We start from the raw sequence: 25442 nt of genomic DNA, 5'->3' as shown, positions 1-25442 counted from the left end.
ATGTCCGCACTGGCTGTCACGGCGCGACCGATCTGTCGCCCGTGGCGATGGCGGCGGCGCTGCATTTCGATCTGTCGGTGCCCAATTTCGGGGTGCAGGAATATATGCGTCACACGCCCGAGACCGATGCGGTCTTCCCGCACGCCTACAGCTTCGACCGTGGCATGATGCATCCCGGCGACACGCCTGGGCTCGGGGTCGAAATCGACGAAGCGCTCGCCGCAACCCATGAGTATAAACGCGCCTACCTGCCGGTGAACCGGCTGGAAGACGGCACCATGTTCAGCTGGTGAGTGACGCAGCATGCCTTCCCTGCCGCGACCACGCCGTTCCCATGCGCGCAGCGACGCGCCCTACCGCGGCGCTCGCCAAGCCACGGACGCGGCGATATGCTCCCTCCCCATGAAAACAGGCGGCAATCCAACCATCAACGACGTCGCTCGCCTGGCGGGCGTGTCGAAAAAGACCGTCAGCCGGGTGATCAACCGATCCCCCCTGCTGAGCGACGAAACACGACAGCGCGTCGAGACCGTGATCGGTGAGCTTGGCTATACCCCCAATCCGCAGGCGCGTGGCCTGGCGCTCCGGCGCAATTTCCTGATCGGGTTGATCCATGACAACCCCAACTCACAAATGGTGCTTGGGGTACAGCAAGGCATTCTCGAGGCGATCCGCGAAACCGAATTCGCGCTGGTCGTACGCCCGGTCGATCGCGGATCGCCGGCAATGCTCGACGATGTGCGCCATTTCCTCGAACGCCAGCGGCTGTTCGGCGTGCTGCTGCTGCCGCCGATTTCGGAGAATGACGAACTCGCCAAACTGTGTGAATCGCTTGGTTGCCGCTATGTCCGGATGGGCTCGGCCAAGCTCGACGACGATCATCATTCAGTCGCGTCGAACGACGCCGAAGCCGTGACCGAAGCGACGCGCTATCTGATCGAACAGGGCCATCGCCGTATCGGGCTGGTCACCGGGCCGCACGGCTTCCGCTCCGCGATGGAGCGCCGCGCCGGTTTCGAAAAGGCGCTGGCAGAGGCAGGGATCAAGTTGCCGCGCGGGCTGGTCGCGAATGGCGATTACCGTTTCGATTCGGGCGTCGAGGCGGGCAACCGTCTGCTCGATCAGGTGCCGATGCCGACCGCGATCTTCGCGTCGAACGACGAAATGGCGGCGGGCGTGCTGCATGCGGCGCGTCAGCGCAACCTGGCGGTGCCGCAGGACCTGTCGGTGATCGGTTTCGACGATACCGAGATTGCCGGCCATGTCTGGCCGCCGCTGACCACGGTGCGCTGGCCGATCACGTCGATGGCGCGCTCCGCCGCGCTGAAGCTGCTGACGGGCACGCTCGACGACGATAACGGCATCGAGGAGCCATCGCTGTTCCTGTCCAAGCTGATCCGCCGTTCGTCCGTCGCACGGCCACAACCGGAATAATGTCGATGGCCGCGCTGACATCGGGGCTGACACCGGTTACTTGTACTGGCATCAGCCCATTATTCCCCACCCTGACTGCCGCCCCGGCGGCCTGACGACCCAACGGAGATCCTCCCCATGTTCGATCGCACCTATTACGCCACTCACCCCGACATGATGGAATGCGTATCCAACGACGAACTCCGCGATCGCTATCTGATCCAGAACCTGTTCCGTGCGGGCGAATGCGTGCTCAACTATACCCATGCCGACCGCTTCGTGATCGGCGGCGTGGCGGTCGGCGCCAGCCCGGTGAAGTTGCCCGACCAGACCGAGCCGCCGTCAGCCGCGGGCCATCCCTTTCTTGAGCGGCGCGAACTGGCGATCGTCAATGTCGGCACGGTCGAGGGCGTGGTGACAGTCGATGGCGAAGCCTTCACGCTCGGCAATCGCGACTGCCTCTATGTCACGATGGGCGCGAAGGATGTGGCCTTCTCAGGCGAAGGCGCACGCTTCTATCTCGCCTCCTGCCCGGCTCATAAGGGCTTCACCACGCGCAAATTGTCGATCGGCGACGCCAATGCGCTGGAGCGCGGCAGCCTGGAGGAATCGAACGAGCGCACCATCTTCCAGCTGGTCATTCCCGGCGTGTGCGACTCAGCCCAGCTGGTCATGGGCCTGACCGTGCTCAAGCCCGGCAGCGTGTGGAACACCATGCCGCCGCACATCCATGAGCGGCGTTCGGAAATCTATTTCTACTTCGAACTGGATGGCCCGGCCGACCGCGTGTTCCATTATATGGGCGAAGGCGAAGCGCTGCGGCACATCGTCATCGCCAATGAGGAAGCGGTGATCAGCCCGCCCTGGTCGGTGCATATGGGATCGGGGACCAAAGCCTATGCCTTTATCTGGGCGATGGCGGGCGAGAACCAGGACTATACCGACATGAACGTCCTCGACATCTGCCAGCTGGCGTGACGCCCGACTTCCTTCGCCTTCCCCGGCCTGCGCCGGGGAAGCATTGGAACGGAACAGGAGAGACTGGTGTCCAATAACCTCTTCGACCTCACTGGCCAGGTCGCGATCGTCACCGGTGCCAATACAGGCATTGGCCAGTCGATCGCGCTGGCGCTCGCGGCGGCGGGCGCCGACGTCGCCGCCGTCGGGCGCACCCCGGCCGGGGAAACCGCGACCAAGGTGCGTGCGCTCGGACGGCGCGCGGAGATCGTCTCCGCCGATCTGTCGACGATCGAGCCGGTGCAACGCGTCGTCGATGAAACGATCGCGAAGCTCGGCCGGCTCGACATACTGGTCAATAATGCCGGGATCATCCGCCGCGCGGATTCGGTCGATTTCACCGAGGAAGACTGGGATGCGGTGATCGACACCAATTTGAAATCGGTGTTCTTCCTGTGCCAGGCGGCGGGGCGGCACATGATCGCGCAGCAATCGGGACGGATCGTCAATATTGCGTCGATGCTGACTTTTCAGGGCGGCATTCGCGTACCGAGCTATACCGCGTCCAAATCGGGTATCGGCGGGCTGACCAAACTGCTCGCCAATGAATGGGCGGCAAAGGGAGTGACCGTGAACGCAATTGCACCTGGCTATATCGCGACCAACAACACGACCGCCCTGCGCGCGGATGTGGATCGCAACAAGGCGATCCTCGATCGCATTCCGGCGGGACGCTGGGGCGATCCGGAGGATCTTGGCGGCGCGGCGGTATTCCTCGCATCGCGCGCGGCGGGCTATGTCACCGGCCATATTCTGGCGGTCGATGGCGGGTGGCTGGCACGATGAGCAAGCTGCTTGCCTTTGGGGAGATCATGCTCCGCCTGTCGCCACCGGGCCGCGAACTGCTGCTGCAGACGCCGAAGTTCGATGTGTGGGTCGCGGGCGCGGAAGCCAATGTCGTGACCGCACTGGCGCGGCTCGGTCATCAGGTCGGCCTTGCCAGCATGGTGCCCGACAATGACCTTGGCCGCGCGGCAATTTCCACGCTGCGCGGACATGGTGTCGACACCGGCGGCATCGCGTTCGGCGGCGACCGGATGGGGTTGTATTTCGTCACCTCGGGCGCGGGGATGCGCGCGACCGAGGTGATCTACGATCGCGCCGGATCGGCCTTTGCCGAGGCGCCGGTGAATGCCTGGGATTGGGACACGCTGCTCGATGGCGTCGACCGGCTGCATTTGTCGGGCATCACCCCCGCACTTGGCCCGGTGCCGGGAGAGAGCGCGATCGCCGCGGTGCGTGCGGCCAAGGCACGCGGCATTGCCGTTTCGTTCGACGGCAATTTCCGCGCGAAGCTCTGGGAGCGCTGGGACAGCGATCCGCGCGCGACGCTGACCGAGTTGGTGCGCCATGCCGACCTGATGTTCGGCAACCATCGCGACATTGCGTTGCTGCTTGGCCGCGACTTCTCAGCGGATGGCGAGGACCGGCGACGTGAGGCGGCCGATGCCGCATTCGCGGCCTTCCCGGATCTGCAGATGATTGCCTCCACCGCGCGCCATGTCGTGACGGTCGACGACCATCGCCTGTCGGCGCGGATCGATGCGCGCGACGGCTTCGCCCAGACCGACGAAGTGGTTCTGGCTGGGATCGTCGATCGGATCGGCGCGGGCGATGCCTTTGCCAGCGGCTTGCTCCATGCGTTGCGCAGCGGTGCCGACATTGCCGAAGCGGCGCGCATCGGCCTGGCGCTGACTGCACTCAAACATTCGCTGCCGGGCGATGCGAGCCTGTTCCGCCAGGCCGATATCGACGCATTCCTGGCCGGCGGGCTGGATGTGCGGCGATAGGTCGATGCGGGCTTCCCCGGCAAAGCCGGGGGCGCAGTCGGGATGGCCGAGGCAATCCAACGTCTCGCGTTGCAACCACTGCGCCTCGGCTTTCGCCCGGGAATCAAGTGGGTAAGGTATTGAGGGAGAACCGAAATGAGGATCGCACCGTTGATCGCCATCGCCACACTGGCGATCACTGGCACGCTGGCGGCGCAGGAAGCGCCCGCCGATCCCCCCAAGCTGGTCGCCAAGACGCCCCTGCCCCCGCCTTCCGCCGCCGACCGCGAACGCCGCGCCGCAGTGGTGTTCGCGCCCTATCGCTATGACGACATATTGTGGGAAAATGACCGCACCGCGCACCGCATCTATGGCCGCGCGCTTGAGGCAGTCGAGCCGCCCTCCAGTTCGGGCATCGACGCCTGGGGCAAGAATGTCCGCTGGCCCTATATGGACCGTCAGCTGCGCACCGGGCATCAGCATGAATATCATGGCGAGGGCCTGGATTTCTACAATGTACACAGCTTCCGCGGCGCCGGTGGCCTCGGCATCTGGGACGACAACAAGCTATGGGTATCGCGCAATTATGCGCGCTACCGCATCCTGCAGAATGGGCCGCAAGTCGCCAGCTTCGAGGTGGATTACGATCCCTGGCCGGTCGGCGTGGGCCGCAACGTCTGGGAAACGCGGCGCTTCACCTTGCCCGCCGGCACCAATTTCACGCGCATGGTCTCCACGTTCCATGCCAGCAAGCCAGGCGACCTGACCGTCGGGATCGGGATCAGCAAGCGGGCGACCGACGAGACCAGGCTCGGCACTTTCACTGCGGACAAAACGACCGGGCGGATATCGTGGTGGGGCCCGACCGATCCGGTCAAGGGCGCCATGGGAGTCGCGCTGATGGTCGATCCGGCGGCGCTCGCCGGTGTGACCGAGGATTATGACAATTACATCGTGCTGGTGCGAGTCAGGCCGGACACGCCGTTCGTCTATTATATGGGCGCAGCGTGGGACGGGGGACTGGATTTCCACAACCGCACCGAGTGGGAATCCTATGTGACGGCGCAGAAGCCGGACTTCGACCCCAAACACTAGCCGGATCGGAAGGCGTGCCGGCAGGGGAGAGCCCTGCTCTTCCCCGCCGCACAGCCGAGGGTGGTAATTTCATCATAACCATCTGATATGCAACAGATATACTGACATCCCGTCGAAGCGTCGGCGGACGAAATATGTTACATTCCGGTGTAACATATCTCCTCCCACCGAACCCTGCGGCGCTGCGGCCGATGGCGATTCAACCATGACACAGGATCGGCCATACCATCCCTTGCCGGGCTGATATCGGCGCGCTCTTTCTCAGTGTCGGAAAACAAGATTGCCACGGCTCCACGCTGTCTCACCGGGCCGAGCATTGTTCGCCCGGAGGCGCGGAGAGCGCAGAGAGGGTTCGCCAATCACACCGATCATCGTCTCTTTCCAGCAACTTGTCATACAACACTTGACTCCAATCCGGATCGCACGGCACTAATGACACCGGTATCAAAACCTGTCGATCCAGCATCAAGCCGGACGATCTCCAGGGGAGTCTGAAATGAGCATGCACGCAGCGGTGAAGTTCGGCGCGTCGATCGCAGTCCTGGGCTGGGCGATCGGCCCGGCATTCGCACAGGACGCCGCCGCCCCCGTCCCACCCGCGCGCCCGTTGGTTCAGGCCGCCCCGGAGGCGCAGGACAATGTGGGGCTGGAGGACATCGTCGTCACCGCCAACAAACGCGCGGAGAATGTCCAGGACGTGCCGTCATCGGTGCTGGCGATGACCGCTGCCGGACTGGAACGCGCCAATGTCCGCGATTTCGACGATCTGGTGAAGGCGGCGCCATCGGTGACCATCACCAAGACCAGCCAGCCGGCCAATAACAGCATCAACATCCGCGGCATCGGCACCTATGCCTACAGTATCTCGACTCAACCCAGCGTCGTGGTGGTGATCGACGACATTCCCCAGGCGTTCCAGGCTGCCGCTTTCACGTCGCTCGCCGACGTCGCGCAGATCGAAGTGCTGCGTGGGCCGCAAAGCACCCTGTTCGGCAAGGCGGCGTCGGCCGGCGCGATCAACATCACGACCATGGCGCCGAGCGACAAGCTCAGTGGCCGGGCCGAAGTGCTGTTCACCGATGACGGCGAACAGCGCGTGCAAGGCACGTTATCCGGGCCGATCAGCCCGACGCTGAAGGCGCGCCTCTCGGCAAGTTACAGCAAATATCGCGGCACGATCTACAACACCTACACCGACAACTGGCTCAATGGTCAGTCCGATGTGGTGCTGCGCGGCAAGCTGTTATGGGAACCGTCGGAGTCGACGTCGATTGCGCTGTCGCCCTATTTCGTGCGCTCCAAATCGACCTGCTGCGCGCCGGCGCAATATTTCCTCAGCCCCGGCGTCACCTTCAGCAAATCGAACATCAACCAGTCGGTGATCCTTGGCGGCATCGTGCCCGGATCGAACAACCGCCTGACCCGGATGGACATCGACGCCAAGGGTGATTCACGCGACTGGGGCGCGGGGCTGAAGGCGTCGCACACCTTTGACGGCGGACTGACACTCACCTCGATCTCGTCATTTGATCGCTATGAACTGGTCGACCTGCAGGACACGGATTCGAGCGCGTTCGATTTCCGCACCATCGCGCCGACCGCGCCTGCGGGCGGTTCGGCCAATGGCGGCTTCTTCAAGATCAACACCATCACTCAGGAATTCCGCCTGACCTCACCGGATGGCGGGCCGCTCCGCTATGTCGCCGGGCTGTTCTACAGCAGCACGGACTCGACCCGCGATTATGTTCGGGGGTCGAACACGCTGGGCAATTTCAATGGCCTCGCCTCTTTGCCCTCGACCAACAGTATCGCCTATTCGAGCTATTTCACGCAAAGCTCACAACAGACCTACGCCGCGTTCGGGCAGGCGACCTATGACGTGTCGAGCGCGTTTTCGATCACCGGCGGCCTGCGCGTCCATCGCGAAAATATCCGCTATCGTTTCCGTGATCGCGGCAACAACATAACCTATGGCATGCCCGATTGCGCGACCGCGACGCCGACCGCGAGCGTGAAGATTTCGACCTGCGACAGCGATACCGTGGTCACCGGCAAGGCCGCGCTGCAATTCCGCCCGTCTGACGATGTGATGCTCTTCGCCAGCTATGCGCGCGGCTACAAGGGCCTCGCCTACGACCTGACCAGCACCTACACGGTGCGCACGCCGCTGGCCTCCGGTCCATTGAAGGGCGTGCCCGTCGCCGACGCGGTCGCCGCGCGCCAGCCGGTCGCACCGGAAAACAGCGACGCGTTCGAACTCGGGTTCAAGACCACATTGCTCGACGATCGGGTGACCTTCAACATGACCGCTTTCTACGAGGTGTTCCGCGGCTTCCAGGCGCAGAGCCGCGACGACACCACCGGCCAGAACATCCTCAACAGCCTGGGCAAGGTCACATCGCGCGGTGTCGAGACCGAGGTTTCGGCCCGGTTGAGCCGCGATTTCACGCTCAACGCCTATGGCGCCTATACCGTCGCGCGGATGGACGATTTCCCCAACGCGACGTGCTTCCCGCAACAGAATGCGGCGCAAGGCTGTGTCGCCGGCGTGCAGAATCTGTCGGGTAAGTCACTGCCCAACGCACCGCGCTGGAACCTCAGCGCCAACACCCAGTATGACATTCCGGTAAGCGACAGCACCAAGCTGTTCCTGCTGGCCAGCGCGCATTACCAGTCGAAGGTGATCTTCAGCCTGTTGCAGGATCCGGACTCGGTGCAGAAGGGTTATGCGTTGATCAATCTCGGCGCCGGGATCGAAACCGGGCCGGTCAAGGTCACGCTGTTCGTCAACAATCTGTTCGACAAACATTATGTCCTGACCAGCGGGCGCGACGGGGTGTGGAACTACAGCGTCGGGGCCGCAACCCCGACCCTGGCGGTCAATTACAAGCCGGGCCGCGACAGCCAGCGCTACGTCGGGGTGAGGACCTCGGTCAGCTTCTGACGACCTGATGGCGGCGGGTGTCACCCGCCGCCGACTCTGCTATCACCGCGGCATGACGACCAAAGCCGCAACGCTCGCCGACGACCTGGTTCGGCAGTTCGAGCGCAGTATCGCCGCCGGCGAAATGCCGCCCGGATCCCGCTTCCCGACCGAGAAATCGATTACTGACAGCGCCGGGGTGAGCCGCACCGTGGTGCGCGAAGCATTCGCCCGGCTCGCCGCGCGTGGCCTGCTCGTATCAAAACAGGGGTCGGGCGCTTATGTCGCGCAATCGGCGCGCTACCAGGCATTCCAGGTCACGCCCGAGGAAATGGGCGATGTTGATGACGTCCTCAAACTGCTCGAGATGCGCATGGCGCTTGAGGCCGAGATGGCCGACCTGGCCGCGCGCCGCCGCACCGTCGCCGACATCGCCGAGATGCGGCGATGCAATGACCGCATGCGCGACAGCATCGATATCGACGAAGCGGTCACCGCTGACATGGCGTTCCACCGCGCGATCGCCGCGGCAACGCGCAACGATTATTATCTGCGCTTCATGGACTTTCTCGGCGTCCGTCTGGTGCCACCGCGCCGGCTGTATTTGCGCGATCGCGCCGATACCGAACACCGCGCCTATGCGCGCGGCATCTATCGCGATCATGACGCGATCCTCGGCGCGATCGAGGCGGGAAATCCGACGCGCGCACGCGCCGCTGCGCGACGACATATGCAGAAGAGCCTCGATCGGCACCGGGACCTGCGCGGAGAGACGGGTGCCTCCTCCCCTCCTTGACGGAGGGGAGGAACCGATCCTCATTCGTAGCGCAGCGCCTTGATCGGATTGGTGCGCGCGACACGATAGGCATGCGCACTGATCGTGCCGACCGCGATGAGCAAGGCAAGCAACCCCGCCTCGAGGAACGGCACCGGGGTCAGCGTGATGCGTGTGTCGAAGCCGTTGAGCCAGCCGCGCATCACCCACCAGGCGAGCGGCCAGGCGATGATGTTGGCGATCAGCACGGGCCGGCTGAACTGCCACACCAGCAGCTGGACGATATCGCGATTGCCCGCACCCAGCACCTTGCGGATGCCGATTTCCTTGGTGCGACGCTCGGCGGTGAAGGCGGCGAGGCCGAACAGGCCGAGGCAACCGATCACCACGGCGAGGATCGCGAAAGCGCCGAACAGCGCCGCCCGTGCCGCATCCTGATTGTACATCTCGTTGACGATGTCATCGACGAGGCGCGCCCGATACGGAACATCTGGCACGAGCCGCTTCCAGCTCGCCTCGACACGTTCCGACATCACCTTGGGCTCCACTCCCTGGAAGCGCACCATCAGTTCGGGATAGCCACTCGATTTGAAGAAGTAGAAGTTCGGCTGCAGCGGCTCACGGGCGGAGCGGAACCGGACATCATTGACCACGCCGATAACCGTCGCGGGCACGAGGCCGTATTCATCGGAGACCATGCTGACCATGATCTGCTTACCGATCGCTGCCGCCGGAGTCTTGAAGCCCAGGCGACGCGCCGCTTCCTCGCTCAGCATGATGTTGGCGCCGCGTTGAACCAGCGCACGTTGCGCTTCGGGCGTTCTGGGTGATGGAAGGCTCGCATCGTCCATCGGCTGGCCCAGGGAAAAGTTACGCCCGGCGAGCAGCTTCATGCCCATTGCCGGCACGAAACCCGGATCGATCGGATAGACCCCGAGTTGAACGACGTCCGCGCTGCCCGCCAGTTTCACGCCGGTGGCCGAGTGCCGGCCATTGTCGACCGCGATCGAGGTCCGGCCGACAGAGGTAACGCCCGGGATGCGCTTGATCTCATCGACCAGCGACGTTGCGATCTGATCGACCTGGGGGCGATCGAGATTGGTGATCTGGAGCAAGCCTTCGCGATGGAATCCGCCATCCGCGCTTCGCGCATAGACGGTCTGCGTATAGACGATCAGCGTGCAGATGATCAGACCGATCGACACCGCGAACTGACCCACGACAAGGACACTGCGCAGGCGCCCGGACCCTTCCGCATCGGCCGCCGACTTGTTCGCCTTCAGCACCCGTGCGGGCTCGAAACGCGACAGGACGAGGGCGGGATAGAGGCCACCAGCCAGGCCAACAAGCAAGGTCAGCAGGATCACCGGCCCGATCAAGCCGTCGAGCGCAAAATAGCGGATCGAGATCTGCGCATCGAGAAAGCCGTTGAGCGCCGGCAACGTCAGTTCGACGATCGCCAGCGCAACGACCATCGCCGCGGTGGCAAGCAGGATCGATTCACCGATGAACTGGGTGATCAGCTGACCTCGCGTCGCGCCCAGCACCTTGCGCAAGGCGACTTCTCGCGCGCGCTGTGTCGCACGGGCAGTGGCGAGATTGGTGAAGTTGACGCATGCCATGCCGAGGATGAGCAGCGCGATAATCGCGAAAGTAACGATCGTGCCGCGATCATTGCCCGGGCGCTGCGCGCCATTCTGCGCCTCACCGAGATGGACGTCGCGGATATTGGTCAGCTTGAAGTCCTGGAATTCACCCGGGTCACGGCCGTCGACGACACTGGCCTCTGGCGGCATGTTGCGCTTTTTCCACGCGGGAATCTGGCTGTTGATCAGCTTGTCGTCGCCAACTGATTTGAGCTTCACCCAGTAAGTGCCCTCCTGCCAGTTCCAGCTGGTCAGCGCCTCGGGCGCCTTTGCGCGGAATGTGACCGGGTCGAAGCGTGCGACCATGCCGAAGCTGAGCGAGGAATTTTTCGGCAAATCCTGGTGCACGCCGGTCACACGGTAATCGGCCTTCAGGTCGCCGCTGCTCAGAGTCACGGTCTGCCCCATCGGATCGGCGGCGCCGAACAATTTGGTCGCGGCCTTCTGACCGAGCACCAGCGAATGGGGATCGTCGAGTGCGTGCCTGGGATCGCCCTTGATGAAAGGGACCTCAAGCACATCGAACAGATTGCTGTCGGTCAACAGCGCGCCGGGAACGGTGCTGGGTTGACCATCCTTGATGATCACGATCGGCTGGTTGCTGACATAGGCGGCGTGCTCGACCTGGGGAAAATCCTTCTTCAGCGCCTGGCCGGAAATGTAGCTGGTCTGTTGCAGCTTCATTTCCTCGCCGCCTTGCGGCGTCGCCTTATAAAAGGCCTGCAGCTGGAAGGCGCGGTCGGCATTGGGCAGCCAGGCGTCATAGCTGAACTCATAACGCACAAAGCCGAGGATCAGCAGGCACGCGGCGATGCCGAGCGCAAGGCCGGCGATGTTGATGGCGGCATAAGCGCGGTTCTTGGCGAGTGCGCGAATGCCGACGGTCAGGTAATTGCGCCACATGGGCTGTCTCCGGAATCTGGGGCTTCAGGCGGCGCGGCGCTGCTGCTGCAGGACACGGCCGTCAAGCATGCTGACGATGCGGCTGGCATAATCGGCATGGGCAGGACTGTGGGTGACCATCACGATGGTCGATCCTTCCGCGTTCAATTGCTGCAGCATGCGCATCACTTCCTCGCCATGGTTGGTGTCGAGGTTGCCGGTCGGTTCGTCGGCCAGGATCAGCTTGGGCTCCGCGACCAGCGCGCGGGCGACCGCGACGCGCTGCTGTTGACCACCCGACAACTGGCTCGGCCGGTGGCGCGCGCGGTGGCCAACGCCGACCCGGTCCATCACTTCGTCGGTCCGGCGCTTGCGATCGGCGGCGGAGACGTTGTGATAAAGCAAGGCAAGTTCGATGTTTTCGCGCACCGACAGTTCGTCGACCAGATTGAAGCTCTGGAAGATGAAGCCGATATTGGCCTTACGGAAGGCAGCGAGCTTGCCTTCGTTCAACCCGGCGACTTCGGTACCGTTGAAGACATAGGAGCCGGCGGACGGCGTATCGAGCATGCCCATCAGATTGAGCAGGGTCGATTTGCCGCAACCCGATGGGCCCATCACCGCGACGAATTCGCCATCGGCAATGTCCAGGTCGATCGCGTCCAGCGCGGTGGTTTCGATCGTGTCAGTGCGGTACGTCCGCGAAAGAGCGCGCATCTCAAGCATATTTCAGTCCTTTGCCGTGAGGTCGATGTCGAGCCGGTCCTTGTCGACGAAACCGGTATAGGGGGAGGTGATGACGCGCTCTCCGGTATCGAGGCCTTCGAGCACTTCGATCGAATCCGGATTGCGGCGGCCAAGCCGAACGGTGCGCTTGACCGCGCTCTTGCCGTCGGGCGAGACCACGAACACCCAATTGCCGCCGGTCTCGTTGTAGAAGGCGCCAGCGGGGATCAACCGCGCCGGTGCGGGATCGCCGAGCGTCAGCTTTGCCTGCAAAGTCTGGCCGCGCTGGATCGCGGCGGGTTCGGCGCCGATGAACTGCAGGTCGACCTGGAACTGGCCATTCTGAACCTGCGGGTAGATTTTGGCGACGCGTGCGGGGTAATTCTTGCCGGCCAGTTCGACATTCGCTTTCTGCCCCAACTGGACCCGCCCGAGATAGAATTCGTCGACCCCTGCCATCAGCTTGTTGCGGCCCGGGCTGTCGATCTGGCCGATGCGCTCGCCGCGCTTCAGCGACTGACCGACCTGAATGTCGAAGCCCGACAGCTTGCCGCCGACCGGCGCGCGCAGGTTGAGCGCCTCCAGGCTCGACCGGGCAAGCGCAAGGCTCGACTGAAGCGATTGCGAGGAAGCCCGTTGCTGCGCAAGCTGGCTGCCTTGCAGGCGCTCGTCGGTCGCCTGGCCACGGCGCAGCACGGCGAGGCGCTGCTGTTCGTAGCGATACTGGTCCTGCGTGTCGGCGAACTGGCGGCCCGCGACGAAGCCCCGGGCGGCGAGCGGCGACTCACGCTCGAATTGGCGGCGCGCCTTATCAGCGGACAGGCCGGCCTCGAGCACCGAGCGCTGGTTGGCGAGACGGGTTTGCGACAGCGCCAGTTCCTGGCTGCGCATATTGTTGATCTGCTGCTCGACCTCGGTCTGGCGCGCGAGCACGGAGAGCTGAAGTTCGGCATTGGAGAGTATGGCGATGAGCTGGCCCGGGGCGAGGTCAACGCCGTCCTCGGCAATGACCTTTTCAACCCGGCCGCCTTCGATCGCATCGAGAAAGACGGTGAAGAGCGGCGTGACGCGGGCACGCAGCGGAACGAAATCTTCGAATTTGCCGCTGCGCACGGGCGAGATGGTCAACCGGTCGGCGGCGACGGTCTGCGAGCCGGTGCGCGGGGCGTAAAACCAGAAAGCGGCAAGAGCGACGAGCACTACAGCGGCGATCGTGGCCCATTTGGCCCAGGACGGCATGCGACGGACCGTGACCGAGCGATCCATGCCGGAGCCAGTGACGGCCGCACCGGTCCTCATGCCCGGTTTATGGGTGGCGGAGATCGGCTGGTCCTGGGGCATGCGCACGACACTCATCAATTTTCATCCCTCTCGCCCGAATGGCTAGCAAGCGGCGTGCCAGCGGTCCGCACGAGGGCGGAGCGCGGCGCAGCGACATCAGCCTGTCCGTTTCCGAACACATGTGTCCGGAAACGGACGCCGGAGACCGCTGGGGCGGCGTTCATGCGAATACCGGCGGAGCCGATGCGATGGTCAGGCACAAGGTGGCGAAAACAGCGCCGGTGACGCTCAGGACATGAAAGGCGAAGGGGGTCTTCATGGTCATTCTCCGATCGGCGGGTGTGCCGATGTGAATAGCTTCGCATCAGTCGTGCCAGTTTTCGTAAACCGCAGATTTTCGCCATTTTCTCGTGGGAAAGGTTTGTTTCGTTCGGAATGGCATGGAAATTGACTGTCCGATATCGAACGGCGATTGTACGAGAACGGTCATATGGCGAACCAATCCTCCCCCGAATTCGACTGCTGCCTGGTCATTGACGATGACGAGGACATCCTGATCGCGGCGCGGCTGTTGCTGCGCACCATGTTCCGCGAGGTGGTCACCGCCTCCAACCCGGCCGATGCGATGATGGCAGCCGGCGCGCATGCGCCCGATGTGGTGCTGCTCGACGCCAATTTCGCGCGTGGGGCGACCGATGCGGCGGAAGGGCTGGCGCTGCTCGACCGGCTGCTGGCCGCGCACCCCGACCTGATCGTTGTGATGATCACCGCGCATGCCGGGGTGAAGATCGCGGTCGAGGCGATGAAGCGCGGCGCGACCGATTTCATCTCCAAGCCCTGGGCGAACGAGCGGCTGCTGACCACCGTGCGCACCGCCGCGGCGCTGGCCGGATCGCGCAAGATGGTCGCGACCGAGCGCGCCAAGGTTGCGGCGGTCGCCGACCCGGCGCCGGGCAACACGCCGCCGCTGATCGGTACGGCAGCGCCGATGGCGCGCGTCAATTCGCTGATCGCGCGCGCCGCGCCGACCGACGCCAATGTACTCGTGCTCGGCGAGAACGGCACGGGCAAGGAACTGGTCGCGCGCGCGGTGCACCGTCAGTCATTGCGCGCAGAGCAACCGATGCTCACCGTCGATCTCGGCGCGATCGCGACCGAACTGATCGATTCCGAATTATTCGGCCATGTGAAAGGCGCCTTCACCGACGCCAAGGGCGACCGGATCGGGCGTATCCAGGCAGCAAGCGGGGGCACCTTGTTCCTCGACGAAATCGGCAATTTGCCGCTCCACCTCCAGCCCAAACTGCTCACCGTGCTGGAACAGCGCCAGGTCACGCCGGTCGGCGCCAACCGGCCGGTGCCGGTCGATATCCGCGTCATCGCCGCGACCAACCTGACCCCGGCAATGCTGCGCGACGAAAAGCTGTTCCGTCAGGATCTGCTGTTCCGGCTCAACACGGTCGAGATCGAATTGCCCCCCTTGCGCGATCGGCGCGAGGACGTGCCCGCCCTGGTCGATCATTTCCTCGACCATTATGCCAAGCGTTATAACCGCCCCGCCCCCACCCTGACCGCCGCAGCGCGCGCCGCGCTCATGGCGCATAGCTGGCCCGGCAATGTCCGCGCGCTGCGCCATGCGATCGAACGCGCGGTGATCCTGGCCGGCGATGCGCCGCTTGAGCCGGACGATTTCCCGCTCGGCAACCCGACGCCCCACAGCACCCCGAGCATCGCGCCGGAGGCAGTGGTCGCTCCGATCGCGAACGATCTCAATCTCGACCGGGTCGAGCGCCAGCTGGTCGAGCAGGCGCTGAAGAAGCATGCTTACAACATCTCCTCCGCCGCCGCCGAACTCGGTTTGTCGCGTGCCGCGCTGTATCGCAGGATGGAGAAGCATGGGCTTTGACCGCCGCTTCACGCTCGGACTCGCGGCATGGATCGCGGCGCTGTTCGTTGCTTTGCTCGGGCTTTTACTCGCGCTGCAGACACCTGATCTGGCGGTCGCGCGGATCGTTGCCGCGCTGATCGTCGCGGGCGTCGCATGGGGTTTATGGCGCCATGTCGAGCGCACCAATATGATGGTCGCGCGTTTCGTCGAGGCGTTGCATTTCGGCGACATCACCGCGCGCTTCGACAGTCGTGGCGGCGTGGGCTTCGGCACGTTGAGCAAAGCGCTCGACGATGCGATGCGCGCACTTCAGACGCGGCGCGACGAAGGGCTGCGCGAGCTGCGCTTTCTCGAGGCACTGGTCGATGACGTGCCCGTCGCGCTGCTGACGGTCGATGACGAACAGGGCGTCCGGCTGGTCAACAAGGCCGCACGGCGCCTGTTCGGCCATGGCCAGGGCACGCGGCCGGAGGATTATACGGGTTATGGCGCGACCTTCGCCGCGCGTCTCGCGCGCAGCGGAGAAGCCGGCCAGGAGGTACTGATCCTGCGCCTCCCCGCTGGCCCGCAGCGCGCGATTGTTCGTACCGGCGCGCTCGACCGGCTCGGCGTGCACGTGCGCGCAATCACCGTCGAGCCGGTGCAGGGCACGCTCGACGCGGTCGAGATGGCGGCGCAGACCGACCTGGTTCGCGTGCTGACGCATGAGATCCTCAATTCGCTGACCCCGGTCACATCGCTCGCCGGCACGGCGGCCGCGGTGCTCGACACCGATCCGCCCGACATCGAATCCGCGCGCACCGCGATGACCACCCTGGTGCGCCGCGCCGAGGGATTGCGCCATTTCATCGACAGCTATCGCGCGGTCGCCAAGCCACCCGAAGTCAATGCCCGCTCCTTCGCCGCCGATCCGTTTGCGCGCGAACTGGGGCGGCTGTTCGCAGCGGACTGGCCGGCGGTGGCGCTGAGCATCGACGTCGCGCCAGACATGGCGTTGCAGGCCGATCCCGACCTGTTGGCGCAGGTGCTGATCAACCTGCTGCGCAACGCCGCTCAGGCGACAAGCGAAGCGGGCCGGGTCGGTGAGGTGCGGCTGTCGATTGCGCGGCGCGTTGATGGCGGCGCACTGATCGAAGTGGCGGACAATGGTCCCGGCGTGCCCGACGCGGTCCGCAGGGATGTGTTCCTGCCCTTCTTCACGACGCGCGCGGCGGGGACGGGCGTTGGCCTCAATCTGGTGCGGCAGATCGTGATCGCGCATGGCGGGTCGATCGACCTGATCGACAGCGACGAAGGGGCGGTGTTCCGGATCCTGCTGTGACGCGCACCGCTCCTGTCGCCACCGCGCGGTCAGCCCGTTTTGGCAAGCGGCGCGTCGAACAGCCAGGCAAGCGCTTCTTCTTCCGACATCATGAAGCGCAGTTTGTCGGACGTCAGCAGCCGCCGCATCTGCATCTTCTGCAATGCGGATTGCGACCAGATCACCGCGATGCGTTCCGCCAGCACCCCATAGGTCGGGACGAGCGCGCTGACCGCATCGGCGATCTCCTGCGACTGAACGGCATAGTCCCTCACGTCGATCAGGATCCTGCCACTGGCATCGGCATGGCCCGCATTCGTGACCTTGCTGAGCAAAGCAGCGGCCTCGCGCTGAAAAGCAGCGAGCGTCTCGCGATCCCATAGGCCGGAAAGAGTCAATTTCAGGAATCGTCGGCGAGCATCATAATCGAAATTATAGTGCGTCGTCATGGCGTGCCCCGATCCGCAGATATCATCGATATAACCGAACCATTAATAGGCCGATTTTGACGGATTGTAACCCGCCCGGATCCGACGATATTCATGTTATACTTACCAGGCCTCGTCTCCATCAGCGGCGATGGACGATGCACCGTTAACCAACAATCGCTCAATCGATACGCAATTTACAATGAACCGCAGCGATTGGTCCATCAGCCATCTCATGGTTGACCGGCGGTCGTGCACCACACGCCGCCCGTGCGGGATGTGCGAGCGCACCGACACATGATAACGCCCGCCCCGGACCGGGTGAATTTGTGGAGCGTAACCAATGAAATTTCAGGCGATATTCTCGGCGCTGATCCTGTTCGCCTCGCCGGCGACCGCGCAATCGGACGAGGAGTTCGATCCAGCCAAGATCGATGTGGTCGACGCAATCAACTGCGCGATCGATGCTCGCGACTATATGGGCTTCGCGATCACGCTGGGCGACGAAGACGCCGGCTACCGCAAGCGCGGCTGGGTCAAGCAGGAGTCGGGCAATCTGTTCCTGTCGCAATATCGCCTGCCGGCGCCGATCGAGATTGCCGGTCACCAGACGCGCACCATCGTGTTCAGCAGCGATGCGGTGATGGCGGTACTGGATATCGCCGACCCGGCCGAGCTGGTAAAACACGAGAAGATCGAGAATGTCGTGCCGGGCTCAAGCAAGTTTCTCGGCGAGCGCGAAATACTCAAGACCGTGGAGAAGGATCCGGAAAACGGCTGGACCATCACGACACGGGTCACGCGTACCCTGTCCAACGTGTCCAGCCATCCCGGCAAGACGCTGCTGGGATGCTCCTATGTCAAGGACGTGAAGCTGCCCGGTGAAAAATGACCCGACCGTCCGGCAGTGCTCGACGCGACCGTTGCGGGTGATTAGCGTTCCGCTGAATCGCGGAAGGGCGCCGGACATGATTTCGAAATGGCTCGTACTGGGCGCGGCGCTGGCGACGATTGCCGCATCGGCGCCGCGCAGCAGCGAGATCGGTGACGCCGATACCCGCGCCTGGTGGCAAGCGACCGAAGCCTTGTCGGGCGATGCGATGGAGGGGCGCGATACCGGGTCGCCGGGCTATGATCGGGCCGCACGACTGCTCGCCGCGCGCTTCGCCGCGGCGGGCTTGCGGCCGGCAGGCGAAAAGGGAGGCTGGTACCAGCAATTGAAGCTGGTCAACCTGACCGTGGATGCGCGCGCGACGCGCATCCAGATCGGCGCGGCCCCACTGCGCCTGTTGCACGACATCACGCTGCGCCCTTCCCCCAACATGCCGCGCGCGCTGAACGCGCCGCTGGCGTTTCGCGGCTATTGCGGCGGCGAAGCGCTTGGCGATGTGCGCGGCAAGGTTGTGCTTTGCTATGGCTGGCGGCGCGCCGGACTGACCAGCGCGGCGGAGCGCTACACGGCGGTCGAGGCGGCGGGGGCGATCGGCATCGTGACCATTGCCGATCCGGGCTTCACCATCGAACCGATGCAATGGCCGGTGGCCTATGCGCGCACCGTCGCACCAGTCGGAGCGCCTGCGCCGGCTGCCGACCGGCTGTTTGCGGCGACGCTCAACCCCGCCGCGTTGCCGCGCTTGCTGGCGGGTAGCGGGCACAATGTCGGGGCGCTGATCCGCACCGGCAGCGCGGGCGCGCCACTGGCCAATTTCGACCTGCCCTTGCCGTTCGCCGCCAAGGTCGGGCTGCGTCGGAGACTGATCACCTCGGCCAATGTGCTCGGCATGCTGCCCGGGACCGACCCGATGCTGCGCAACCAATATGTCGTGCTGTCCGCGCATCTCGACGGCTATGGCCGGGGCGAACCGGTGAAGGGCGACGGGCTGTACAACGGCACGCTCGACGATGCCGCCTATGTCGCGTTGCTGCAGCGGCTGGCGGAGCGGCGCCAGGGCAAGGGTTATCGCCGTTCAGTGATCTTCGCGGCCTTTACCGGGGAAGAAAAGGGGCTGCTCGGCGCGACCGAGTTCGTCGCGCACCCGACCGTGCCGCGCGACGCGCTGGTCGCTAACATCAACCTTGATCAGTTGCGCCCGATCTTCCCGCTCGAGTTGATGACGGTCCATGCGCTCGACGATACGACGCTCGGCGATGCGGTGCGCGTCACTGCCGGCGCCGATGGCATCACGGTGCAGCATGATCCGGAGCCCGAGCGCAACCTGCTGCGCCGCGCCGATCACTGGCCGTTCCTGGCCGCCGGCATTCCCGCGACGGGCTTCGTGTTCGGCTACCGTGCCGGCACTGATTCCGAGCGGCGCTACAGGCTGTGGTACCAGACCGGCTATCACAAGCCAAAGGATGATCTCGACCAGCCGATCGACTGGACCGCAGCGGCGAAGTTCAACGGCTTTTTCTACAACCTTGTCGCACGCGTCGCCGATGCCGACCGGCCGCCCGAATGGAAAGCGGACAGCACGTTGCGGCCGGGGCGGAAATAGGGCTGCCGGAGCGCGAGTCGCAGCCATCATCACGTCCGCTGCCACGCTGTCATGGCACCCGCTGAGGTTGAATCGACCACGCCTAGAGTGGGATGAGATTTGATTGAACCAGCCGGTCATTCCCGCGAAAGCGGGAATCCCGCTTCTTCTTCTCAGTGCGGGGCAAGGCAGCGGGATACCCGCTTTCGCGGGTATGACTGAGAAGAGCTACCTGACGTCATCAGGCTCTAAGCCAGCGCGGTGAAATCATAACTGGCACCCGCTTCAGCCGCGACGAAGCGCTCGGGCGAAACACCGGCGGCGGACAACGCAGCGGCCAATGCGAGACGGGGCTCCTCCCGTGCCTCATCGGTCAGCTGGAACGTCCCCCAATGAATGCCGAGCGCGTGCGTTGCCGCGACATCGCGCAGAATCTGGACTGCCTCGGCCGGATTGACATGCTGCGCGGTCATGAACCAGCGCGGCTCATAGGCGCCGATCGGGATCAGCGCGACGTCCGGTGCCCCGAACAATTCCCGGATTTCGCGGAAGATTGCGCCATCGCCATAGCCGGTATCGCCGGCAAACCAGATGCTACCGGCCGGCGTGTCGATATAATGCCCAGCCCACAGCGCCATGCGCCGGTCGCCAAGCCGGCGCGCCGACCAGTGATTGGCGCGCGTCAGCGTCGTCGCGACACCCGCGCCAAGGTCGATGCGGTCGTGCCAGTCACCGCTCACGATCCGCGCCCCGGGCACCGCCGACCGGACGATCGCATCATTGCCGAGCGGCATGACCAGCAGCGGCGCATGCGCCGCGTGCAGTCGCCGCAGCGTGGCGATGTCGAGATGGTCGTAATGATTATGGCTGATCAGGACCGCATCGATCGGCGGCAGATCCTCGAATGCGATACCCGGCGCCGTCACCCGTTTCGGCCCGAGAAACGAGAGCGGGCTCGCGCGGTCGGACCAGACCGGATCAGTGAGGATATTGAGCCCCGCCGCCTGGATCAGCAGGGTTGCGTGCCCGACCATGGCGATGCGCAGGCCGTCGACGCGAGCCGCCGGCCTGGCCGGGGTAATGGGCACGCTGTCGGGCCATTTCGCGATGACACTGGTCCGCTTCCAGCGCAGCACTTCCCATAAGGAGCGGTCGGTGACCGGCTGTCCGGGATTGAAGAAGAGCTCGCCATCGAAATGTGCACTTGGCGATCCGGCATAATAACGGTTGCGGGGCATGCGATCGTCTTAGCGGTGCCTCCGGACTGGCAACAGGCATTTAACGACACACAAGCGGATATGCCCCCTCCCGGAAAGGGAGGGGGATCGATGCGTCAAAGCCCCTTGCCGCCCAGCTTGTAGCTCAACTGCATGAACACGCTGCGCCCGACGCTGTCGAACCAACTGATGTCGTAATAGGGATAAGCCGAATAGCTCGGGTCCTTGACCGGCTTGGCATCAAGCACATTGGTGACGCTCAGCGACCCGCGGAAATGGTCGGTGAAGTCATATTGCAGCGTCGTGTTGAACAGGTAGCTCGCCTTGATATAGGCGTCCTCGTCATAATTGGGCAGCTTGCCCAGACGCTTACCCTCGACGGTCAGCTTCAGGCCCTGATAGGCATAGGTAATGCTCGCCGTGCTCTTGTCGCGCGGGATGTCATATCCGCTGTCGAACGCCAGCTTGTTGATGATCGGATCGCCGACATATTGGCGGAAATCATGCTTGAAGACATGAGTATGGGCGAGCGAGAGCGAGAAATCGCCGAAGTTGGTGGGCAGCCGCCCGTGTATCGCGACGTCGATGCCGCTGGTCTTTTCCGTCGCAATGTTAATGGGATTGATCGAGACGGAGTCGAGCCTGCCGCCCTTCACCCCGCTGGGGAAGCGCTTAACTCGAGCGATCGCGTCCACACATGTCGGAGAGTTGATATCGACAACGGCGCCGCTCGTTGTCGTACCCAATCTACAATCGGCCTCGTCGCGCAGGATGCCGTCGATGCGCAAATCTTCCACCTGGTTGGATAGCGAGACACGGAAATAGTCGACCGATACGTCAAAGTTACGCGATGGCGCCCAGACGATTCCGGCGTTGAGCGATTTGCTGGTCTCCGGCTTTAGCTGCCGGTTGCCATTGCGTTGGGCAACAATGCCCACATCCGCTTCAGTGCAATCGCCAATGTCCACGCCCGGCTCAAATTTGCGGCACCGATAATAGTCGGTTGCGGAGGGGTGAGTGTTGCCCGGGCCGGTAAAGACATAATGCAAGTCGGGTGCGCGAAAACCCGTGCCATAGGCGGCGCGCAACAACAGGGTCGAAGTGGGACGCAGTTCGACACCGCCATTATAGGTGAACTTGCCGATACTTTGCCCGGCAAAGCCGAAATGGTCGTACCGTCCCGCACCCGACACCTGCAGGAATTTGGTCACCGGCACGCGCAGCTCGCCACCCAGCGCCCAGTGCGAGCGCTTGCCGGCGCCGGCGCTGTCCTTGAGGCCGACATAATAATCGGTCAGCGCGAGCGGATCGGGATTAAGATCATAGCCCTGCCTGCCGACCTCGGCGACGGCGGCGAAACCGACCGGCCCGGCCGGAAGACGAAACAGCTCCGTGGTGTTGATCGTCGCCGAAACATTGTCGGTCCAGCTTTTCGGACGATAAACGGAATAGGCCGCGATGCTGTCATATTCGGCCCGGGTCAGCGGGGTGTAGAGCCGCGATGAGTCGCGACTAAAGATAGGATAGCCGCTTTGCGGATCGATGCCGAACGGCTGCCCAAGGAACAGCGCGTTGGCCTTTGATGCGATAATCTGGGGGAATTTGACCACCGCGGAATATTCGCTGTGATTGTAAGCGAGTTCATAATTCCATTTGCCGCCCAGTCGCCCTTCGATCCCCGGCGTGACGCTAAACGTCTTTTGTCGGTTGCGAGTCATCACATTGCGGAAGCCGCCCGATTCCTCCGGGGTGAATTGGCGTGACCAATCGTCGAGCACGCCATATGCGTTGTTGAAGAAGGTCGTGTCACTGCTGCCCGAGGCTGGCTGAAACGCCCAGCTCAGCACGTCCGACATCAACGCCACATTGCTGATGCCGAATTGCGCGTCGACGAACAGCTTGGCGCCTTCGGAAATGTCGAAGCCCGCGGTGCCGAAGCTGTTGAATCCCTCGCGCTGCGAGATGATCGTGCCGTAACCGATCGAGGTGTCGCTGCCGCAATAATTGCCATAGCCTCGACGCGAGGCATAATAGGTGCTGCCGCCATTGAGCGACGACAAGGCGGCGCAGGTCGTGGCGCCTGGATCGACATACTCTTTGGCGATCGGATCATAGCGCAGGAATGTCCGCCGCGCCGCCTTGTTGGTCGGACTGTCCTGAGTGCTATCCTGGATTGAGCGCTGATACGCCCAAAGCGGGCGTTGGTTGAGATATTCGACGCCGCCGAGAATATGGAAACGGTCGGTCGACCAGCCGGTGGTCAGCGTCGCGCGGTGCGACATGCCGCCGCCATGTTCGGTCAGGCCATAGCGATAGTCGATCGTCGTGCCGTCGATCTTGTCCTTCATCTTGAAATTGATCACGCCCGCGATCGCGTCGGAGCCATAGATCGCCGAGGCGCTACCGCTGAGTACTTCGACCTGCTCGATCAGGCCGATCGGCAGGTTGGAAATATCGGTGAAGTTGCTGCGCCCCTGAAAAGGCAGTGGGAAATCAGCGATGCGCCGGCCATTGACCAGCACCAGAGTATGGTTGGGGCCGAGCCCGCGCAGATCGACCTGCTGCGCACCGGGCGTGAAACTCGCGCCGCTGAAGCTTTGCTGGCTTTGCGTCTCACCGCCATTCTGGGTCACCGCGCGCAGGATGTCGGGCACGCTGGTATAGCCATTGGCGCGGATCGTGTCGGCGTTGATCACCGTGACCGGCGCGGGCCCCTCGGCCAGCGCGCGCGGGATGCGCGAGCCAGTGACGACGATGTCAGCCGCCACATCCTCGGCGGGTGCGCTATCGGCCACCTGCTCCGCCGCCGGCTGATCGACCGCCGGCGCAGTGTCCTGCGCCCAGGCCGGGGCGGCAAGCGCCAGTGCGCCGGCACAGCAGCCGAGCATCATCGAAATCCGCAATGCGTTGCGTGGCGTCGTCATTTTTGGGCCCCCTATTTTTCCCGGTACTGCCCCCGTCCGGCCTGTTGGCGGCCCGATCGGCGACGGCATCGGCCCCCGTTACACGACCATCGCTAACAAGATTGCCGCGACCGATCGACGGAAATAGTGAAGGACAGCGATGAATTCCGTTTCGGTGATGCCGCCGCGCACCACGCAACGACTGGGGAGAAAGACCGAGATGACGAGCATGACCCTGCCCCGGCGACCGATCGCCCTTGTCCGGCAGCTCTTCCGCCTGCTTGCCCCGATCCTGATGCTGGCACTTCCCGGCTGCGCTGCATTTGCGCAGGATTACGATCACTATGTCGCCGGCGACCTCACCGCCGCGACACCCGGTCCGGTCAGCGGCGGACTGTTGCTGCTGGGCGGCGGCGACCGCGACGATAATGCGATGCGCTGGTTCTTCGCCAAGGCCGGGCACGGCCATATCGTCATCCTGCGCGCGTCCTATGCCGGCGAGATTGGCGAGGAATTCTTCCGCCAGCGCGGCGGCATCGCCTCAGCCGAAACCTTCGTGATCAAGAGCCGCGCGGCATCGACCGATGCGGTCCTGCTCGACCGGCTGGCCAAGGCCGACGGCATCTTCATCGCCGGCGGCGACCAGTCCAATTATGTGCGCTTCTGGAAAGGAACGCCGGTTGCAAAGGCGCTCGACGCGCATGTCGCGGCCGGCAAGCCGCTGAGCGGGACCAGCGCAGGGCTCGCGATGCTCGGCGAGCGGCTCTACGGCGCGATGGACGGCGGCAGCCTGGCCAGCCCGGAAGCACTGCTCGATCCGTTCGGCCCGGCCAATACGATCGAGGCGGACTTCCTCCATCTCGCTTTGCTGCGCGGCGTCGTCACCGACACGCATTTCAAGGAGCGCGACCGGCTCGGCCGGCTGTTCGCCTTTCTCGCCAAGGCGCAGGCCGGGCGCGCCGGCGCGCCGATGCTCGGGCTGGGCGTCGATGAAAGCGCCGGGCTGGCGGTGGAAGCCGACGGCTCGGCGCGAATTTACGCGACCGCGCCCACCGGCGGCGCGTGGCTGGTCGAGGGCGAGAGGCTGCGCGAGTTGAAACCCGGCGGGCCGCTCAGCGTGACCGGCGTGCGGGTCACCGGGATCGGACCGGAGTCGGTGCTGCATCTGCCGTCGGGCAAGGTCGACCGGCCAAGCTTCGTGCGGGACTATGCGGTTGAGAAGGGCAAGATGGTGGAGGTGAAATAGAATGATCGCACCATATTCCGGCGCCGCGCCCTTATCGCGCGGTCGTCGATAATTTTTCGATCAGCGCGATGAGTGTGGCCGGATCATCGATCAATTCCAGCCTGCGTCCGGGATTCATTGCGGGAACCATGATGTCATTGCCGTTGAACAGGGCATGAGCCAGCAGGCCCGGCGGGGTCGCTGGCAACTCGATGCAGCCGATCCCGCGTTTGTCAATCCAGACGGGCTTCAGGCCGCCAAGCTGATCGACCGCCACGCGGCGACGCGGCACAGTATCGTCCCCGACCCAGATCTGCAGGTCCCGCCCGGTGAGCACGTACCGGATCCTCGACCGACAGGCCGCATCATGTTCGAGACGGAAATAGACCACATAAGCGACCAGCGGCAGGACAATGAGCAAGACGAGCCAGCGAGTCGGCGAGTCTCCGCCATGCCAGCCAAGCAGAAAGACGCACAGTA

At 64.0% G+C, this 25442-nt stretch carries 20 protein-coding genes; 13 read left to right on the top strand and 7 right to left on the bottom strand.

What is annotated here, in order from left to right; genetic code table 11:
- The 8 genes from OO12_RS15495 to OO12_RS15460 all read left to right on the top strand — a co-directional run.
- Positions 1-293: enolase C-terminal domain-like protein (locus OO12_RS15495; protein ID WP_034159618.1), on the top strand; the 293-nt coding region annotated here is incomplete at its 5' end.
- 109 nt (positions 294-402) lie between these two features.
- Positions 403-1434: a LacI family DNA-binding transcriptional regulator gene (locus tag OO12_RS15490; RefSeq protein ID WP_034159617.1), complete on the top strand. Its 1032-nt coding sequence runs from the start codon at positions 403-405 to the stop codon at positions 1432-1434.
- A gap of 117 nt (positions 1435-1551) precedes the next feature.
- Positions 1552-2391, top strand: a complete 840-nt coding sequence (gene kduI / locus OO12_RS15485) for a 5-dehydro-4-deoxy-D-glucuronate isomerase (RefSeq protein ID WP_034159616.1) — start codon at positions 1552-1554, stop codon at positions 2389-2391.
- A gap of 66 nt (positions 2392-2457) precedes the next feature.
- A complete protein-coding gene (kduD, locus tag OO12_RS15480; protein WP_034159615.1) occupies positions 2458-3216 on the top strand; it encodes a 2-dehydro-3-deoxy-D-gluconate 5-dehydrogenase KduD in 759 nt (252 codons plus the stop codon).
- Positions 3213-4220, top strand: a complete 1008-nt coding sequence (locus OO12_RS15475; RefSeq protein WP_034159614.1) for a sugar kinase — start codon at positions 3213-3215, stop codon at positions 4218-4220. Before kduD ends, OO12_RS15475 begins: the two co-directional genes overlap by 4 nt.
- Positions 4221-4355: 135 nt before the next feature.
- Positions 4356-5294: a DUF4861 family protein gene (locus OO12_RS15470; protein WP_034159613.1), complete on the top strand. Its 939-nt coding sequence runs from the start codon at positions 4356-4358 to the stop codon at positions 5292-5294.
- A gap of 496 nt (positions 5295-5790) precedes the next feature.
- Positions 5791-8238, top strand: a complete 2448-nt coding sequence (locus OO12_RS15465) for a TonB-dependent receptor (RefSeq protein WP_034159612.1) — start codon at positions 5791-5793, stop codon at positions 8236-8238.
- A gap of 52 nt (positions 8239-8290) precedes the next feature.
- The gene (locus OO12_RS15460) at positions 8291-9013 is read left to right on the top strand and encodes a FadR/GntR family transcriptional regulator (protein WP_034159630.1); all 723 of its coding nucleotides are present in this window, start codon (positions 8291-8293) and stop codon (positions 9011-9013) included.
- Positions 9014-9033: 20 nt separating this feature from the next.
- Here OO12_RS15460 and OO12_RS15455 read toward each other — a convergent pair whose 3' ends face one another.
- The 3 genes from OO12_RS15455 to OO12_RS15445 are packed head-to-tail and all read right to left on the bottom strand — an operon-like array spanning position 9034 to position 13602.
- A complete protein-coding gene (locus tag OO12_RS15455; RefSeq protein ID WP_034159611.1) occupies positions 9034-11541 on the bottom strand; it encodes an ABC transporter permease in 2508 nt (835 codons plus the stop codon).
- Positions 11542-11565: 24 nt separating this feature from the next.
- Positions 11566-12246, bottom strand: a complete 681-nt coding sequence (locus OO12_RS15450; RefSeq protein ID WP_034159610.1) for an ABC transporter ATP-binding protein — start codon at positions 12244-12246, stop codon at positions 11566-11568.
- Positions 12247-12249: 3 nt separating this feature from the next.
- Positions 12250-13602 (bottom strand): efflux RND transporter periplasmic adaptor subunit, encoded by a 1353-nt coding sequence (locus OO12_RS15445; RefSeq protein ID WP_235364817.1) that lies wholly within the window; start codon positions 13600-13602, stop codon positions 12250-12252.
- A 415-nt stretch (positions 13603-14017) separates the two neighbouring features.
- Here OO12_RS15445 and OO12_RS15440 point away from each other — a divergent pair, with 415 nt between their 5' ends.
- Positions 14018-15433, top strand: coding sequence for a sigma-54-dependent transcriptional regulator (locus OO12_RS15440; RefSeq protein WP_034159609.1), 1416 nt, complete (start codon positions 14018-14020; stop codon positions 15431-15433).
- Positions 15423-16736, top strand: coding sequence for a sensor histidine kinase (locus tag OO12_RS15435; protein ID WP_034159608.1), 1314 nt, complete (start codon positions 15423-15425; stop codon positions 16734-16736). Before OO12_RS15440 ends, OO12_RS15435 begins: the two co-directional genes overlap by 11 nt.
- 29 nt (positions 16737-16765) lie before the next feature.
- Here the strand turns inward: OO12_RS15435 and OO12_RS15430 are convergent, their stop codons facing one another.
- Positions 16766-17164 (bottom strand): hypothetical protein, encoded by a 399-nt coding sequence (locus tag OO12_RS15430; RefSeq protein WP_034159607.1) that lies wholly within the window; start codon positions 17162-17164, stop codon positions 16766-16768.
- Positions 17165-17486: 322 nt separating this feature from the next.
- Here OO12_RS15430 and OO12_RS15425 point away from each other — a divergent pair, with 322 nt between their 5' ends.
- Both OO12_RS15425 and OO12_RS15420 read left to right on the top strand, forming a co-directional pair.
- A complete protein-coding gene (locus OO12_RS15425; RefSeq protein WP_034159606.1) occupies positions 17487-18035 on the top strand; it encodes a hypothetical protein in 549 nt (182 codons plus the stop codon).
- Positions 18036-18111: 76 nt separating this feature from the next.
- A complete protein-coding gene (locus OO12_RS15420; RefSeq protein WP_052215923.1) occupies positions 18112-19638 on the top strand; it encodes a M28 family peptidase in 1527 nt (508 codons plus the stop codon).
- Between the two features lie 227 nt (positions 19639-19865).
- Here OO12_RS15420 and OO12_RS15415 read toward each other — a convergent pair whose 3' ends face one another.
- The gene (locus OO12_RS15415; RefSeq protein ID WP_034159605.1) at positions 19866-20855 is read right to left on the bottom strand and encodes an MBL fold metallo-hydrolase; all 990 of its coding nucleotides are present in this window, start codon (positions 20853-20855) and stop codon (positions 19866-19868) included.
- Positions 20856-20950: 95 nt separating this feature from the next.
- Positions 20951-23758: a TonB-dependent receptor plug domain-containing protein gene (locus OO12_RS15410; RefSeq protein ID WP_034159604.1), complete on the bottom strand. Its 2808-nt coding sequence runs from the start codon at positions 23756-23758 to the stop codon at positions 20951-20953.
- A gap of 139 nt (positions 23759-23897) precedes the next feature.
- On the opposite strand from OO12_RS15410, the gene OO12_RS15405 reads away from it, so the two are divergent.
- The gene (locus OO12_RS15405; protein WP_235364816.1) at positions 23898-24983 is read left to right on the top strand and encodes a cyanophycinase; all 1086 of its coding nucleotides are present in this window, start codon (positions 23898-23900) and stop codon (positions 24981-24983) included.
- A gap of 31 nt (positions 24984-25014) precedes the next feature.
- Here OO12_RS15405 and OO12_RS15400 read toward each other — a convergent pair whose 3' ends face one another.
- Positions 25015-25383, bottom strand: coding sequence for a hypothetical protein (locus OO12_RS15400; protein ID WP_034159603.1), 369 nt, complete (start codon positions 25381-25383; stop codon positions 25015-25017).
- Between the last annotated feature and the right edge of the window lie 59 nt (positions 25384-25442).

The organism is Sphingomonas sp. ERG5 (assembly GCF_000803065.1).
Lineage (GTDB): Bacteria > Pseudomonadota > Alphaproteobacteria > Sphingomonadales > Sphingomonadaceae > Sphingomonas.
The sequence above is the reverse complement of the archived record's forward strand: the minus strand, read 5'-3'. Positions and strand labels throughout refer to the sequence as shown.

Coding starts and splice junctions, on each gene's coding strand:
- OO12_RS15445 (WP_235364817.1), bottom strand. CDS start 13,602: ATGAGTGTCGTGCGCATGCCCCAGGACCAGCCGATCTCCGCCACCCAT.
- OO12_RS15430 (WP_034159607.1), bottom strand. CDS start 17,164: ATGACGACGCACTATAATTTCGATTATGATGCTCGCCGACGATTCCTG.
- OO12_RS15425 (WP_034159606.1), top strand. CDS start 17,487: ATGAAATTTCAGGCGATATTCTCGGCGCTGATCCTGTTCGCCTCGCCG.
- OO12_RS15460 (WP_034159630.1), top strand. CDS start 8,291: ATGACGACCAAAGCCGCAACGCTCGCCGACGACCTGGTTCGGCAGTTC.
- OO12_RS15410 (WP_034159604.1), bottom strand. CDS start 23,758: ATGACGACGCCACGCAACGCATTGCGGATTTCGATGATGCTCGGCTGC.
- OO12_RS15435 (WP_034159608.1), top strand. CDS start 15,423: ATGGGCTTTGACCGCCGCTTCACGCTCGGACTCGCGGCATGGATCGCG.
- OO12_RS15465 (WP_034159612.1), top strand. CDS start 5,791: ATGAGCATGCACGCAGCGGTGAAGTTCGGCGCGTCGATCGCAGTCCTG.
- OO12_RS15405 (WP_235364816.1), top strand. CDS start 23,898: ATGAATTCCGTTTCGGTGATGCCGCCGCGCACCACGCAACGACTGGGG.
- OO12_RS15475 (WP_034159614.1), top strand. CDS start 3,213: ATGAGCAAGCTGCTTGCCTTTGGGGAGATCATGCTCCGCCTGTCGCCA.
- OO12_RS15440 (WP_034159609.1), top strand. CDS start 14,018: ATGGCGAACCAATCCTCCCCCGAATTCGACTGCTGCCTGGTCATTGAC.
- OO12_RS15470 (WP_034159613.1), top strand. CDS start 4,356: ATGAGGATCGCACCGTTGATCGCCATCGCCACACTGGCGATCACTGGC.
- OO12_RS15450 (WP_034159610.1), bottom strand. CDS start 12,246: ATGCTTGAGATGCGCGCTCTTTCGCGGACGTACCGCACTGACACGATC.
- OO12_RS15455 (WP_034159611.1), bottom strand. CDS start 11,541: ATGTGGCGCAATTACCTGACCGTCGGCATTCGCGCACTCGCCAAGAAC.
- OO12_RS15420 (WP_052215923.1), top strand. CDS start 18,112: ATGATTTCGAAATGGCTCGTACTGGGCGCGGCGCTGGCGACGATTGCC.
- OO12_RS15415 (WP_034159605.1), bottom strand. CDS start 20,855: ATGCCCCGCAACCGTTATTATGCCGGATCGCCAAGTGCACATTTCGAT.
- kduI (WP_034159616.1), top strand. CDS start 1,552: ATGTTCGATCGCACCTATTACGCCACTCACCCCGACATGATGGAATGC.
- OO12_RS15490 (WP_034159617.1), top strand. CDS start 403: ATGAAAACAGGCGGCAATCCAACCATCAACGACGTCGCTCGCCTGGCG.